Consider the following 13936-nt stretch of genomic DNA (forward strand, 5'->3'; position numbering starts at 1 on the left):
CGCCTTTATTTGCCGCGCCTCATTCAGCAAGGTAGCGTGGGGAGCGATCCCGCCTGAGCCGCAAGGTGTCGGGCCCTGACGGGTGAGACTATGGTTCCCGTAAGCTATCAGCGCTATGCATAGAATTCATGATGTGATCGGTAGCACATTTTAGGGATTAATTGTATGATGAATGCACTTCATCAAGGGTTATTACCATGAGTAAATCGCTGACTATTATCTGGCAGTACCTGCGGGCTTTCGTCCTGATTTACGCCTGCCTGTACGCCGGAATTTTTATCGCCGGGCTGCTGCCTATCACTATCCCCGGCAGCATCATCGGCATGCTGATCCTCTTCGTGCTGCTGGCGCTGCAAATTATGCCGCCGCAATGGGTCAACCCCGGCTGTAATATCCTGATCCGCTATATGGCGCTGCTGTTCGTGCCGATCGGCGTTGGGGTGATGCAGTACTGGGATCTGCTGCGCGCCCAGCTGGGGCCTGTCGTTATCTCCTGCGCCATCAGTACGCTGGTGGTGTTTGTAGTGGTGAGCTGGAGCTCCCATTTGGTGCATGGCGAACGTAAAGTGATTGGCCAAAAAGGAAAAGAAGAATGATGCATGAAATCTGGTGGTCGCTACCGCTAACCCTGATCGTCTTTTTTCTCGCCCGCAAACTGGCGGCCCGCTTTAAGTTCCCGCTGCTCAACCCGCTGCTGGTGGCGATGGTGGTGATTATTCCATTTCTTCTGCTGACCGGGATCTCCTATGAGCGTTATTTTGCCGGCAGCAAAGTCCTGAACGATCTGCTGCAGCCGGCGGTAGTGGCCCTTGCGTTCCCGCTGTATGAACAGCTGCACCAGATCCGCGCCCGCTGGAAATCTATCATTACCATCTGCTTTATCGGCAGCTGCGTGGCGATGATCACCGGCACCACCGTCGCTCTGCTGATGGGCGCCACGCCGCAAATCGCCGCCTCTATTCTGCCTAAGTCAGTCACTACGCCGATTGCTATGGCGGTTAGCGGCAGCATCGGCGGCATTCCGGCCATCAGCGCCGTGTGCGTAATTTTTGTCGGCATCCTCGGCGCGGTATTTGGGCATACGTTGCTTAACCTGATGCGCATTCGCACCAAAGCGTCGCGCGGCCTGTCAATGGGCACCGCCTCGCACGCCCTCGGCACCGCCCGCTGCGCCGAGCTGGACTATCAGGAAGGCGCGTTTAGCTCACTGGCGCTGGTGCTGTGCGGGATCATCACCTCGTTGATGGCGCCGTTCTTATTTCCGCTGATCCTCGCAGTGGTAGGTTAATAGTGATTTAAATCACATTTTTTAATGCAACAAATCAGAGTTGCATAAAGAATGAGATATTCATCACATATGGAACCGCTGGCCGCCCGTACACTGGCTTCCCATTACACTGTTATGAGGCAACGCTATGCACTCACGTTTTCAAGCTGCTTTGACGACTCTGGCAGCAGATCTGCAGGCGGCCATCGCCCCGATGCTCGCCGACCCGCATTTCCCGGCGCTGCTCGAAGCCGATCAGGTGGCAACGCTGCAGCATGCGACAGGTCTGGACGAAGACGCGCTGGCTTTTGCGCTACTGCCGCTTGCCGCTGCCTGCGCGCGCCCCGACCTTTCTCATTTTAACGTCGGGGCTATCGCCCGCGGCGTCAGCGGCCGCTGGTACTTTGGCGGCAATATGGAGTTTCTCGGCGCTACCATGCAGCAGACCGTTCACGCGGAACAGAGCGCCATCAGCCACGCCTGGCTGCGCGGCGAGACCTCCCTGCGCGCTATCACGGTGAACTACACGCCGTGCGGTCATTGCCGTCAGTTTATGAACGAACTGAACAGCGGGCTGGCGCTGCGCATTCATCTGCCGGGTCGCGAAGCGCATGCCCTGGAGCACTATCTGCCGGACGCCTTTGGCCCGAAAGACCTGGAGATCAAAACCCTGCTGATGGATGAACAGGACCATGGCTTCCCGGTCAGCGGCGATGCCCTAACCCAGGCAGCTATTCAGGCCGCCAACCGCTGCCATGCGCCCTACAGCCACTCGCCTTCCGGCGTGGCGCTGGAGCTGAAAGACGGTACCATTTTCAGCGGTAGCTATGCGGAAAACGCAGCGTTCAACCCGACGCTGCCGCCGCTGCAGGGGGCGCTGAATCTCCTGAGCCTCAACGGCTATGATTATCCCGCTATCCAGCGGGCAATCCTGGCGGAGAAAGCCGACGCGGCGCTGATCCAGTGGGATGCCACCGTCGCCACCCTGAAGGCGCTGGGCTGCCACAATATTGAGCGCGTCCTGTTAGGTTGATCAGCCTGAGCAGATTGCCGGACGGCGTCTTCGGCTTATCCGGCCGACTTTTTATACCGTTAGGTGTCGGGTGGCGCTACGCTTACCCGACCTACGGTTCGCGCCATGGCGACCTGAAGATCCCTATGCCGGGTGTCGGCTCACGCCTTACCCGGCCTGCATTCGGCGATCTGTCTATATTGCTGAAAATCCCCGCAATCAAACGAGGGTTTCTTGCGCTTACCCGGCGGGTAAAGTAGCCTGAAGACTCCGTTGTCTATTATTGAGCCAAGTTCATGTTAAAGCGTGCGTTCTACAGCCTGTTAGTCCTGCTCGGCCTGCTGCTGTTGACCGTGCTGGGCCTTGACCGCTGGATGAGCTGGAAAACCGCGCCCTATATCTATGATGAACTGCAGGACCTGCCCTACCGTCAGGTCGGTGTGGTGCTGGGCACCGCCAAATATTACCGCACCGGCGTCATCAATCAGTATTACCGTTACCGCATCCAGGGTGCGCTGAACGCCTACAACAGCGGCAAGGTCAACTATCTCCTGCTGAGCGGCGATAATGCTCTGCAAAGCTACAATGAACCGATGACCATGCGTCGGGACCTGATTAAAGGCGGCGTCGATCCCGCGGATATCGTACTGGACTATGCCGGTTTCCGTACCCTCGACTCGATCGTCCGTACCCGGAAAGTGTTCGACACCAACGACTTTATTATCATAACCCAGCGCTTCCACTGCGAACGGGCGCTGTTTATCGCCCTGCATATGGGGATCCAGGCCCAATGCTACGCGGTGCCGTCGCCGAAGGATATGTGGAGCGTGCGGCTGCGCGAGTTCGGCGCCCGCTTTGGCGCGCTGGCGGACCTCTATATCTTCAAACGGGAACCGCGTTTTCTCGGCCCTCTCATCCCGATTCCGGCGCAGCAGCATGACGTGCCGGATGACGCCCAGTCCTACCCGGCCGTCACCCCGGAGCAGCTGCTGGAGTTGCAGAAAGGAAAGTAGCCTCCATCAACGCATTCGTTTCAGATATAAAAAAACCCGCGCCAGGCGCGGGTTTTTGATGCGTTCAATCTTATTTCTTACGGGCGTATTTCAGGGAGTCCAGCGCCACGGCGAAGATAATAATCGCCCCCTTAATAATGTACTGCCAGTAAGGGTTGACGCCGATATAGGTCAGGCCGTAGTTGATGACGGTGAAGATAATCACCCCGGTCACCACGCCGAATACGGTCCCTACCCCGCCGCTGAACGATACGCCGCCCACCACACAGGCGGCGATGGCGTCCAGTTCGTACATAAAGCCGAGGTTATTGGTCGCCGAACCGATACGACCGGCTTCCAGCAGGCCGCCGAAGGCGTAGAACACGCCGGAGAGGGCATAGATCATCAGCAGGTTTAACGCTACGTTAACCCCGGAGACCTTCGCCGCTTCCGGGTTACCGCCGATAGCGAAAATGTTTTTGCCAAAGCGCGTCTTGTTCCACAGGATCCAGACAAAGAAGACGGCAATCAGCGCGTAGAAGGTAATGTAGGACAGGCGGAAGGAGCCCAGCGCCACAAACCCCTGCGCGAAATGGGAGAAGTGGCTGTCGAAGCCGGAGATCGGCGACGCGCCCACGAAGTCGTAGTACAGCGAGTTAATGCCGTAGACGATAATCATGGTGCCGAGAGTGGTAATAAACGGCGTCACGTTCAGGTAGGCAATGACGATCCCGTTAATCAGGCCGATGACCGCCCCGATGGCGCACACCAGCAGGATCACCAGCGGGATCGGCATGGTCGCCATATCCGGGAATACCTTATTGGCATTATCCACCGCCTGCAGCATGGTGGCGGCAATCACCGCCGCCAGACCCACCTGACGGCCGGCGGAGAGGTCGGTCCCCTGCGTGACGATAAGTCCGGCCACGCCGAGGGCAATAATAATACGCACCGAGGACTGGGTCAGAATATTACTCAGGTTGAGCAGACTTAAAAATGTCGGATCCTGGAAAATAATAATGGCCAGCAGGACCAGAAGGACAACATATATCCCACCCTCTTTCAGGTAAGTGAGAAAACTCTTTTTATTTAACGCACTCATGTGAAGCCCCTGATCTTAAAGGTGCAATGACGCAAGACGCAGTATTTCGTTTTGCGTAGTGGTTTTAGTCTCAACAATGCCCGCGACCAGGCCGTTGCTCATCACCAGAATGCGGTCGGTAATCCCCAGCAGTTCCGGCATTTCGGAAGAAATAATAATGATCCCTTTGTCTTTTTTAGCCAGTTCGGCAATCAGCTGATAGATTTCAAACTTGGCGCCGACGTCGATACCGCGCGTTGGCTCATCCAGCATCAGGATCTCCGGCTGGGTCAGCAGCCAGCGGCCTATAATGACCTTTTGCTGGTTACCACCGGAAAGCGAGCCAATCTGCGTATGCTGACCGGGGGTTTTGACGCGCATCGAGTCAATAACCCATTGGGTATCGCTCTTCATTCGCGAGTTATCCAGCAAGCCGACGCTGTTTTTATATTTCTTAATATTGGAGATCAGCGAGTTAAACCCGATATCCAGATAGGCGTAAATCCCGGTAGAGCGCCGCTCCTCGGTCACCAGCGCAAAACCGTGGTTAATCGCCTCGTTGGCGCTGTGGTTGTTGATCTTCTTGCCGTGCAGCGTGATGGTGCCGCTGGCCTTCTCACGGATGCCGAACAGGGTCTCCACGATGTCGGTGCGTTTAGCGCCCACCAGGCCGGCGATACCGAGAATTTCGCCCTTATGCAGGTCAAAGGAGACATCGCGAATGGAGGGCTGGCGCAGCGAGGTGAGATTGCGCACCTGGAGGATCACTTCGCCCGGAGTGTTTTCGCGATCCGGAAAACGCTGGTTAAGCGAACGCCCGACCATCATGGCGATGATCTTATCCATATCCAGCCCTTCCAGCGGCTGGGTGGCGATCCACTGGCCGTCGCGCAGGATGGTTATTTCATCGCACAACTGGAAAATTTCTTCCATTTTATGCGAGATATAGACGATACCGCAGCCGCGATCTTTCAGCTTACGGATGATCTTAAACAGATGGTTGACCTCTTTTTCCGTCAGCGATGACGTCGGCTCATCCATGATGACGATTTTGGCGTCATAGGAAAACGCCTTCGCGATCTCAATCATCTGCATCTGAGATACCGATAAGGTACCGACGCGGGCGCGCGGATCGATATCAATATCCAGCTCATCAAAAATGGCCTTGGTATCCCGGTACATTTTGTCCTGATCGACAAACATGCCTTTAGTTGGATAGCGCCCGAGCCACATGTTATCCATGACCGAACGCTGTAATACCAGGTTTAATTCCTGATGCACCATCGAAATACCGTTTTCCAGGGCTTCTTTCGCCGAATGGAAATCGATCTCTTTTCCCTGAAAAAGAATGCTACCGGAATCTTTTTGATAGATCCCAAAAAGGCATTTTAATAATGTCGATTTACCGGCGCCGTTCTCACCCATTAACGCATGAATGGAGTGCGGACGAACCTTCAGGTTGACATTATCAAGAGCCTTGACGCCAGGAAACGATTTGTTGATATTGCTCATCTCCAACAAATATTCGCCTGACCGTTCGCTATTATTGCTGACCATAGTTATACCTGGCTGCGTTCATGCAAGCTCCGTCCGGCGCACTAGCGCCAGCAGGAGTCTGGTTCTGTATCAGGAATAATCGGGCGTGGATAACCCACGCCCGCAACTCACATCACGATTATTTGCCGGTAAACTGGCTCAGGTTGTCTTTATCGACGCCCACGTAGGGGACGCGAACAATCTTGTTGTCAATTTTCCAGTTGGTGCCTGCCGCGGCGTCTTTCCCGTCGGCAAGGTTTTTCGCCAGCTCGAAGGTCGCTTTCGCCTGATTGTTGGCATCGTTCAGCACAGTACCGGCCATCGCGCCGGATTTCACCAGCGCCAGGGCTTCCGGCAGGGCATCAACGCCGAACACCGGAATGCTGCTCTTGTTGTGCGCTTTCAGCGCTTCAACCGCGCCCATCGCCATGGCGTCGTTGTTAGCGATCACCACTTCAATCTTGTTGGCATTCGGGCCGGAGAGCCAGGCGTCCATTTTGTCTTTCGCCTGGGCGGTATCCCACATCGCGGTATCCAGCTGCAGCTGCTGGGTCTTCAGACCTTTATCATTCAGCTCTTTAATAACGTAAGTGGTACGCGCTTCCGCATCCGGATGGCCCGGCTCGCCTTTCAGCAGAACGTACTGGATCTGACCGTCTTTATTCAGATCCCAGTTCGGGTTGGCTTTCCAGTGCTTGGCGATCAGATCGCCCTGAATAATCCCCGACTCTTTCGAGTCGGTACCGACGTAATAAGCCTTGTCATAACTATCCAGCGCTTTGCGGGAAGGCTCTTTGTTGAAGAACACCACCGGAATATTCTGCCCGCGCGCCTTTTCAATCACCGTACCTGCGGCGGCCGGGTCAACCAGGTTAATCGCCAGCGCCTTCACGCCTTTCGCCAGCAGCACGTCAATCTGATCGTTTTGTTTCGACTGGTCGTTCTGCGAATCATTCATCAACAGCTGGACGTCTGGCGCGGATTTGCCATCTTTTTCAATCGCCTTACGCACTACCGACATAAAGTTGTCGTCATATTTATAAATCGTCACGCCGATACGGGTATCTGCTGCGTGTGCGGCGGCGCCAAATAACAGACCAGCCATTACAGCAGACAGGGTAAACACCTTCTTATTCATGGAATCTCCGGTTTTATTATGCAGGGTCATTATTGTGAGAAAATGCAGGCGGGATTTGTTGCATTAGTGTTACCGCACAACGCATTTCACGACGAAAATTCGGTCTTCCGTGTCGGGTAACGCTCCAGAAAAATACGACTGTAAAACTCGTTTAACGCCTTGTTCCTACTAAATAAAGTGAGGAATATCCATCACCTCGTGGTTCAGACTGGTAAACGCTGCCATCATAATCAGGCGAATGTTAATATACTGTGAATTTACTCACAAATTGAAAGCGGTTACATCCCGCGATCGCGTCAGTTAGTGATCGGGCCCACAGTTTGCCGCTGGGCAACGGAATGACGGCGCACCAGCGTCGGCATAAAGCAGTGCGTCGCCTCGCGATCCAGCTTGCCGGCCGCCCCCAGCAGCGCCAGCTCGGTGGCCAGCTTTGCCATCGACATTACCGGATAGCGCACGGTGGTGAGCTGAGGATCGGTGTAACGGGAAATAGGAATATCATCAAAGCCAATCAGCGACAGATGCTGCGGCACGACAATGCCGTTGTCCTTCAGCGTCGTCAGCGCGCCGGCCGCCATGCTGTCGTTATAGGCAAACACCGCGGTGAGGCCGAGATTGCGCCCCAGCAGTTCGACCATCGCCGCTTCACCGCCCTGCATATCCGGGGAGCCGGAACCGATCCAGCTGTCCGGGGCGATGATGCCTTGCTCCTGCAGCGCTTTGCTCCACCCTTCCCGGCGCATATCGTCATCTTCAATGCCGTGGTTTGAGGAGAGATAGCCGATGCGCTGGTGACCATGATTGAGCAGCATACGGGTGGCCATCAGCGCGCCGCTGACGTTGTCGAGTCCGACGCAGCGATGGGCATACCCCGGCACGATGCGGTTGATCAGCACCATCCCCGGGATATGTTGCATAAAGTCGCTCAGTTCATCATCGCTCAGCGCTTTCGAATGGACGATCAGCGCCGAGCAGCGCTGACGGATCAGCACCTCGATGGCGTGACGCTCTTTTTCCGCCTCGTGATAGCTGTTGCCGATCAGCACATATTTCTGATGCTGCTGAGCAACGGTATCCACTGCTTTCACCAGCGCGCCGAAGAAGGCATCGGAGACGTCCATCACCACTACGCCGATGGTATCGCTGACCTGGGTGGCCAGCGCCTGGGCGTTGGCGTTGGGCCGGTAGCCCAGTTGGGTCACCGCTTTCATCACCACGTCGCGCGTATCCGGACTCACCAGCGCGCTGTTATTCAGCACCCGCGACACGGTGGCCACGGAAACGCCCGCCTGGCGGGCGACATCACGAATGGTGATCATACTCAGCGACCTTAAGAGAATTACAGCACGTCACATTCACCTCCTGTGCTTAGCAAGGAGGCTATTCTGGCAGCGACCCGCGGTCCGCTGCGTGAGTGAGGTCACACGGCTGGAAACGTTTACATCCGTTTTGTTAATGATTGTGATCGAGATCGTTATCTGGATGTGTCTTTCAATGATGTGCCTGACGCACGCAGGGTTAACTGACGCCACAGCCATTCCACCGGCCCCTGGCGGAAGCGGCGCAGCCAGAGCGATGAGACAAGGAGGTTAACGGCCCAGATGGGGGGAACAAAGGCCAGCAGCTGCAGACGATCGAAGCGCATAAACAGCCCAAGATGATAAAACAGGGTGGTGCAGATCAGGGTCTGCAGCAGGTAGTTGGTCAGCGCCATGCGTCCGACGCAGGCGATAGCGCCCACCAGGCGGAAACGGCAGAGTTGCGGCCAGTAGCCCCAGGCCAGCGCGGCATAGCCGATAGCCTGCAGCGGGGCGCTAAGTTCGCGCGGCGCCTGCAGTAAAAACGCGCACCAGCGATAGTCCCAGGCCAGATACCACTGGGCGAATATTGCCGGCAGATTGACCGCCATGCCGGCCGCCACCAGCAGCGCGCCGGTACGCCGGTAGTGACGCAGGCTAAACTGCCCCTTCAGCCAGCCGCTGCGCATCAGCGCCGCGCCCATCAGCATCATCCCCGCCAGCTGCCAGCCATACTGCGCGCCCAGCGCCAGCAGATTGTCAGATAGCATATCCGCCCGGTTGCTGACCGCCTCCATGCCACCGTGCAGCTTCCAGTACTGCTCATATTGCAGGTTCGCCGCGTCCGGCGCCCACGAGCGATTCGCCACGGTCCCGGAGATCATCCCCAACAGGACCAGCACCGCAATGCCGGTGAGGTAGAGCACCACCCCGGTGTTGAACAGCGATTTGACATGGTGCGCCTCACGCACCATGCGCCAGCTCACCAGCCCCACCAGGGCATAGGCCAGCAGAATATCGCCATCCCAGAAAAAAAGACCGTGAATGAAACCGAGCAGCGCCAGCAGCGTCAGCCGCGACTGGATCCAGCGCTTCCCTCGCGGAAGCAATAGCTGAAGACCGGCGCCAAACAGCAGTGCGAACAGGGTGAGAAACTTCACCTGCGCCAGCAGGTCGAGGAGCGCCCAGGTCCAGGCATCGCTAAGGGACGCGCTTCCTGACCAGGCGGGATTGAGATAAGCGGCCTTCGGCAAGCCGAAGGCGCTGATATTGAGAAGCAGGATACCGAGGATGGCGACGCCGCGGACAAAGTCCAGCGTGACATTTCTCTCCATGCACCCTGCTCCGTTTTAGTTGTGGTGACGTACTGCGCGCAGGAATTCCTGGCGGGTATTCTGGCTGGATTTAAACAGGCCGCCGAGAGAGGTGGTGGTGGTGGCGCTGGTCGCGTCGCGAATGCCGCGCGCCTTCACGCAATAATGCACCGCGTCAATGGATACCGCCACGTTGTTGGTGCCGAGCAGCGTCTGCAGCGCGATCAGGATCTGCTGCGTCAGACGCTCCTGGACCTGCGGACGTTGGGCGAAGAACTGCACGATGCGGTTGATTTTCGACAGGCCGATCACCGAATCTTTCGGGATATAGGCTACCGTCGCTTTACCATCGATGGTAACGAAATGGTGTTCGCAGGTGCTGGTCAGGGTGATATCGCGCACGGTGACCATTTCATCGACCTTCATTTTGTTTTCAATGACGGTGATTTTCGGGAAGCGAGAATAATCCAGCCCGGAGAAGATCTCATCGACATACATTTTGGCGATGCGATGCGGGGTCTCCATCAGACTGTCATCACTCAGATCCAGATTCAGCAGTTGCATAATCTCGGTCATATGACCGGTAATCAAACGCTTGCGTGTTTCGTTATCAATTTCTTGTACTGGCGCACGCATCGGCGTCTCCAGCCCACGAGCGACCAGCGCTTCATGAACGAGGACGGCTTCTTTACTCAGTGATGACATTTATGTTTCTCCTGCAGGTGTGGCGCTCTTTGCTTTTTCTGGGGGCAAAGTTTGTATTCATTGTGCGTGAGGTGGCGCACAGAATCCAGTAGCCGTAACGATAATTATTGAAATTGGCGCTGCCTTTTATTAGGGAGCGAAGCCATGCCTCAGGCGCGACGCCAAATCCTTATCGCCGTATCCGGAATGTTCCAACCGCTGTACGCATTCATAAGCGCCGTCGCTACACCGGCATGTTGGCTATAAGTTGCATTAATGATGCAGTAAGTTCTCAAAAGGAGAAAGTGAAAGTTGCTCACCGGCTAATGAAATATCTGTATTATGAACGTTTACGCGCACATCCCTTCCGAGGAGCCTTGCATGGAACTGCTTGAAGAGCATCGCTGTTTTGACGGCCAGCAACAACGCTGGCGTCATCACTCCCCTGTCCTGAACTGCGCCATGACGTTCAGCATTTTTTTACCGCCTGAGCGCGAAACGCCGCCGCCGGTGCTGTACTGGCTGTCGGGGCTGACCTGTAACGATGAGAACTTTACCACCAAGGCGGGCGCCCAGCGCATTGCCGCCGAGCTGGGCATCGCGCTGGTGATGCCGGATACCAGCCCGCGCGGTGACGAGGCGGCCAACGACGACGGTTACGATCTCGGACAAGGCGCCGGCTTCTACCTGAACGCCACCGAGGCGCCCTGGGCGGCGCACTACCGAATGTACGATTACCTGCGTGACGAACTGCCCGCGCTTATTCGTAGCGAGTTTAGCGTCGGCGAACGCTGCGCCGTCAGCGGCCACTCGATGGGCGGCCACGGCGCGCTCATTATGGCGCTCAAAAATCCCGGCCGCTACGCCAGCGTCTCCGCCTTCGCGCCGATCGTCAATCCCTCCCAGGTCCCGTGGGGCAAGAAAGCGTTTAACGCCTATCTCGGCGCGGATGAATCGGCATGGCTCTCCTGGGACAGCTGCGCGCTGATGCAGGCCAGCCGGCCGGAGGACGCCGTGCCGACGCTTATCGATCAGGGCGACAACGATCCATTCCTTGCCGGACAGCTGCAGCCGGCGGTACTGGCGGAGGTCGCGCGGCAGAAGGCCTGGCCGTTAACGCTGCGCATCCAGCCCGGTTACGACCACAGCTATTACTTTATTGCCTCGTTTATTGAAGACCATCTGCGCTTCCATGCGCAGCATCTCTTTGGCTAAACGCCAATGCGCCGCGAAGCTGCTTCGCGGCGCATGTTCAGGCCTACAGGACGCGTTTTAGCGCCGGCAATCAGAAGCGATAATCCACCGCCATAAAGTAGCGACGGCCTTCTTCGGTATAGCTGTAGTCGTCCCGGCTCAGATCTTTATCACCCACGTTCTGCACCCCGGAGCGCAGTTTCACGTTTTTGGTCACCTGCCATGCCGCGCCAACGTCAAACAGGGTGTAGCCGCCCGGCGTTTTGCCGGTGGCGCTCACCGCGCGCTGCTGGCCGGTATAGTTGGCCGTCACGTAGAAGGACCAATCGTCCAGCGGTTTCCAGTCGAGCGTGCCGTTGGCGGTATGGAACGGCAGCGTCTGCAGCGGTTTGTCGCCGCCATTGCTCAGATCGCGACCATCGTTGTAGGTGTAGTTCACCGTCAGCTTCCACTCATCGCCAAACGGGATCTTCACCTCCGTCTCCACCCCTTTGATGCGGGCTTTGTTGACGTTGAAATAGCGGAAGATCGGCACGCGCTTGCCGTTGACGGTTTTCCAGCCGACAAAGTTCGGGTAGCCCGGCGCTTCGCTGGCGCTGGAGGTGCGCAGAACATCGATCATGTCGTCGACATTATTCTGGAAGGTGGTGATGCTGCCTTCGACATTTTCAAGCCAGCCCTCTTCCCCGCGGTAGTAGAGACCGAGCTCGAAGCTTTCGCTGGTTTCCGGTTTCAGATCCGGGTTACCGACGATGCTGCACGAGCCGCGACAGGAGTTGGTGGTCCAGTCGGGGTTAAGCTGCAGCAGCGACGGGGCTTTAAACGCCGTCGCCCAGCCGCCTTTGACGGTGACGGTATCGGTGGCGTTATACACCAGATAGGCGCGCGGGCTCCAGTGATCGCCATAGGTCTGATGGTCGTCCATACGAATGCCGGTGGTCAGCGCCAGCGGCTCGATGATGCGCCATTCGTCTTCGATAAACAGGGCGTACTGGCTAGCCGACGTTGACTGGCCGCCGCTGCTCAGGTTGACCGGATCTTTCAGTTTGTCGTGGCGCCATTCGCCGCCGAAGGTCACCAGCTGGTTAATCATGCCCAGCGGCAGGACATACTTGCCGTCGATGGCATTGCTTTCCGAGGTAATAGTCCCGCTCTGCCCTGGATTTTTGTTATCCACCTTTTCGCCGTAGAACTTGAGCTCGCTATTGCCGATATCCCAGCGGCCGTTATGGCTCAGAGAGTAGTTCTCCCGCTCAAGGCGGTTGCGGTCAAGGGAATCGGAATCGCGATCCTGACGGTCAAAGCCGTAGCCTGCGGTAAAATCGTGGTTTTCGTTCGGCGTCCAGGCGAATTCAACATTGCCATCGCGGCTGGTGAAGCCCTCGATGCGCGGCGTCTCGCCGGTGGCATTACTGGATGACTGCGGATCGTCCTTGGCGCGTTTTGCCAGGCTGCCGTAGGCCTTCATTCCAAGTACGCCGTCGATCAGCGGGCCGCTGGTGAAGAACTGGCCGTTCCAGGTATCCCCGCGATCGCGGTGCTCCTGAATAGTGGTATCAGCACTCAGCGTCCCGGTCCATTTCTGGCCGATTTTTTTGGTAATAATGTTGACCACCCCACCGAGCGCATCGGAGCCGTAAAGGGAGGACATCGGGCCGCGCACCACTTCGATACGCTCAATAGCATCCACCGGGATCCAGTTAAGGTCGAAGTCATTGTGGCGGAAGACGGCGTTCCGCGAGTTAACGCGCTTGCCGTCGACCAGGATCAGGGTATAGCTGCTGCTCAGACCGCGGATGCTAACGCCCTTGCGGTTATCCCCTTCGTTGGTGAGCTGGACCCCAGGCACATCGCGCAGCACGTCTTTCAGGTTCTGAACAGGCTTGCGTTGTAAATCCTGTTGGGTGATGACGCTGATGCTCGCCGGCGCGTCTTTGACATTCTGTTCAGTGGCCGAGGCGGTCACCACCAGCGTTTCTTCATTCACATCGGCCAGAGCCGGAAACGCCAACGATACGACGGACGCAGACAATCCCGCCCGGATAAAAGGGTTTAACCTGAACATTCCAAATCTCCATGAGGTGTACAACCAAACAAACAACAAGGTGCTGCTCACACGCGCTGGCGGCTTGCCGCTCTGTCGGCGGCATGCTCGCGCTGTTTTCTCGTCGATGTGGCTGGTCGCCCGGTGTCAGTCTGTACAAGCGGCAGAGACGGGGAGTGGCTTCATCCGTAATGGGCGAAAATGATAAAGATAATGATTACGATTATCAATATAATTATGAAGAATTGTGACAAGCTGTAACCGCACAAACATAAAAAAAGCCCTCTGTTCAGAGGGCTTGCGGGTGATGACAAATCTGTCTTCGTTATTGTGCTCACATGTCTGCCGGGTGGCGGCTTTCGCCTTACCCGGCCTAC

General features: G+C 56.6%; 12 protein-coding genes. 5 read left to right on the forward strand and 7 right to left on the reverse strand.

From position 1 onward, the window contains the following. The first annotated feature begins 197 nt into the window (after window positions 1-197). From VZP09_RS13045 to sanA, 4 genes are all read left to right on the forward strand, one after another. Window positions 198-596, forward strand: a complete 399-nt coding sequence (locus VZP09_RS13045) for a CidA/LrgA family protein (protein ID WP_002912865.1) — start codon at window positions 198-200, stop codon at window positions 594-596. After that, the gene (locus VZP09_RS13050; RefSeq protein ID WP_002912867.1) at window positions 593-1288 is read left to right on the forward strand and encodes a CidB/LrgB family autolysis modulator; all 696 of its coding nucleotides are present in this window, start codon (window positions 593-595) and stop codon (window positions 1286-1288) included. The genes VZP09_RS13045 and VZP09_RS13050 overlap by 4 nt, the downstream gene beginning before the upstream one ends. A 127-nt stretch (window positions 1289-1415) precedes the next feature. Further along, window positions 1416-2300, forward strand: coding sequence for a cytidine deaminase (gene cdd, locus VZP09_RS13055; RefSeq protein ID WP_002912869.1), 885 nt, complete (start codon window positions 1416-1418; stop codon window positions 2298-2300). Between the two features lie 275 nt (window positions 2301-2575). Continuing rightward, window positions 2576-3292: an outer membrane permeability protein SanA gene (sanA, locus tag VZP09_RS13060; RefSeq protein ID WP_004211527.1), complete on the forward strand. Its 717-nt coding sequence runs from the start codon at window positions 2576-2578 to the stop codon at window positions 3290-3292. A 70-nt stretch (window positions 3293-3362) separates the two neighbouring features. Here the strand turns inward: sanA and mglC are convergent, their stop codons facing one another. The 6 genes from mglC to folE form a co-directional block, all read right to left on the reverse strand. Beyond that, a complete protein-coding gene (gene mglC / locus VZP09_RS13065; RefSeq protein ID WP_002912871.1) occupies window positions 3363-4373 on the reverse strand; it encodes a galactose/methyl galactoside ABC transporter permease MglC in 1011 nt (336 codons plus the stop codon). Window positions 4374-4388: 15 nt separating this feature from the next. Next, window positions 4389-5909, reverse strand: a complete 1521-nt coding sequence (mglA, locus tag VZP09_RS13070; RefSeq protein ID WP_002912876.1) for a galactose/methyl galactoside ABC transporter ATP-binding protein MglA — start codon at window positions 5907-5909, stop codon at window positions 4389-4391. Between the two features lie 118 nt (window positions 5910-6027). After that, on the reverse strand, window positions 6028-7026 hold the full coding sequence (gene mglB / locus VZP09_RS13075) for a galactose/glucose ABC transporter substrate-binding protein MglB (RefSeq protein ID WP_002912878.1): 999 nt from the start codon (window positions 7024-7026) through the stop codon (window positions 6028-6030). A 296-nt stretch (window positions 7027-7322) separates the two neighbouring features. Then, window positions 7323-8345, reverse strand: a complete 1023-nt coding sequence (gene galS, locus VZP09_RS13080; RefSeq protein ID WP_002912919.1) for an HTH-type transcriptional regulator GalS — start codon at window positions 8343-8345, stop codon at window positions 7323-7325. A gap of 155 nt (window positions 8346-8500) precedes the next feature. Then, on the reverse strand, window positions 8501-9658 hold the full coding sequence (yeiB, locus tag VZP09_RS13085; RefSeq protein ID WP_004175071.1) for a DUF418 domain-containing protein YeiB: 1158 nt from the start codon (window positions 9656-9658) through the stop codon (window positions 8501-8503). A 15-nt stretch (window positions 9659-9673) separates the two neighbouring features. After that, window positions 9674-10342, reverse strand: coding sequence for a GTP cyclohydrolase I FolE (folE, locus tag VZP09_RS13090; protein ID WP_002912924.1), 669 nt, complete (start codon window positions 10340-10342; stop codon window positions 9674-9676). A gap of 360 nt (window positions 10343-10702) precedes the next feature. On the opposite strand from folE, the gene fghA reads away from it, so the two are divergent. Next, window positions 10703-11536, forward strand: a complete 834-nt coding sequence (fghA, locus tag VZP09_RS13095) for an S-formylglutathione hydrolase (protein WP_023280359.1) — start codon at window positions 10703-10705, stop codon at window positions 11534-11536. Between the two features lie 70 nt (window positions 11537-11606). Here fghA and cirA read toward each other — a convergent pair whose 3' ends face one another. Beyond that, window positions 11607-13580, reverse strand: a complete 1974-nt coding sequence (gene cirA / locus VZP09_RS13100; RefSeq protein WP_004890725.1) for a catecholate siderophore receptor CirA — start codon at window positions 13578-13580, stop codon at window positions 11607-11609. Window positions 13581-13936: the final 356 nt, after the last annotated feature.

This window comes from Klebsiella sp. EMBS2024 (assembly GCF_036233805.1).
Classification (GTDB): Bacteria; Pseudomonadota; Gammaproteobacteria; order Enterobacterales; family Enterobacteriaceae; genus Klebsiella; species Klebsiella pneumoniae.

What these genes read in the sequence shown, in the direction of transcription:
- galS (WP_002912919.1), bottom strand. Translation starts at nt 8,345, where the DNA reads ATGATCACCATTCGTGATGTCGCCCGCCAGGCGGGCGTTTCCGTGGCC.
- cirA (WP_004890725.1), bottom strand. Translation starts at nt 13,580, where the DNA reads ATGTTCAGGTTAAACCCTTTTATCCGGGCGGGATTGTCTGCGTCCGTC.
- mglB (WP_002912878.1), bottom strand. Translation starts at nt 7,026, where the DNA reads ATGAATAAGAAGGTGTTTACCCTGTCTGCTGTAATGGCTGGTCTGTTA.
- fghA (WP_023280359.1), top strand. Translation starts at nt 10,703, where the DNA reads ATGGAACTGCTTGAAGAGCATCGCTGTTTTGACGGCCAGCAACAACGC.
- VZP09_RS13045 (WP_002912865.1), top strand. Translation starts at nt 198, where the DNA reads ATGAGTAAATCGCTGACTATTATCTGGCAGTACCTGCGGGCTTTCGTC.
- yeiB (WP_004175071.1), bottom strand. Translation starts at nt 9,658, where the DNA reads ATGGAGAGAAATGTCACGCTGGACTTTGTCCGCGGCGTCGCCATCCTC.
- folE (WP_002912924.1), bottom strand. Translation starts at nt 10,342, where the DNA reads ATGTCATCACTGAGTAAAGAAGCCGTCCTCGTTCATGAAGCGCTGGTC.
- VZP09_RS13050 (WP_002912867.1), top strand. Translation starts at nt 593, where the DNA reads ATGATGCATGAAATCTGGTGGTCGCTACCGCTAACCCTGATCGTCTTT.
- mglC (WP_002912871.1), bottom strand. Translation starts at nt 4,373, where the DNA reads ATGAGTGCGTTAAATAAAAAGAGTTTTCTCACTTACCTGAAAGAGGGT.
- sanA (WP_004211527.1), top strand. Translation starts at nt 2,576, where the DNA reads ATGTTAAAGCGTGCGTTCTACAGCCTGTTAGTCCTGCTCGGCCTGCTG.
- cdd (WP_002912869.1), top strand. Translation starts at nt 1,416, where the DNA reads ATGCACTCACGTTTTCAAGCTGCTTTGACGACTCTGGCAGCAGATCTG.
- mglA (WP_002912876.1), bottom strand. Translation starts at nt 5,909, where the DNA reads ATGGTCAGCAATAATAGCGAACGGTCAGGCGAATATTTGTTGGAGATG.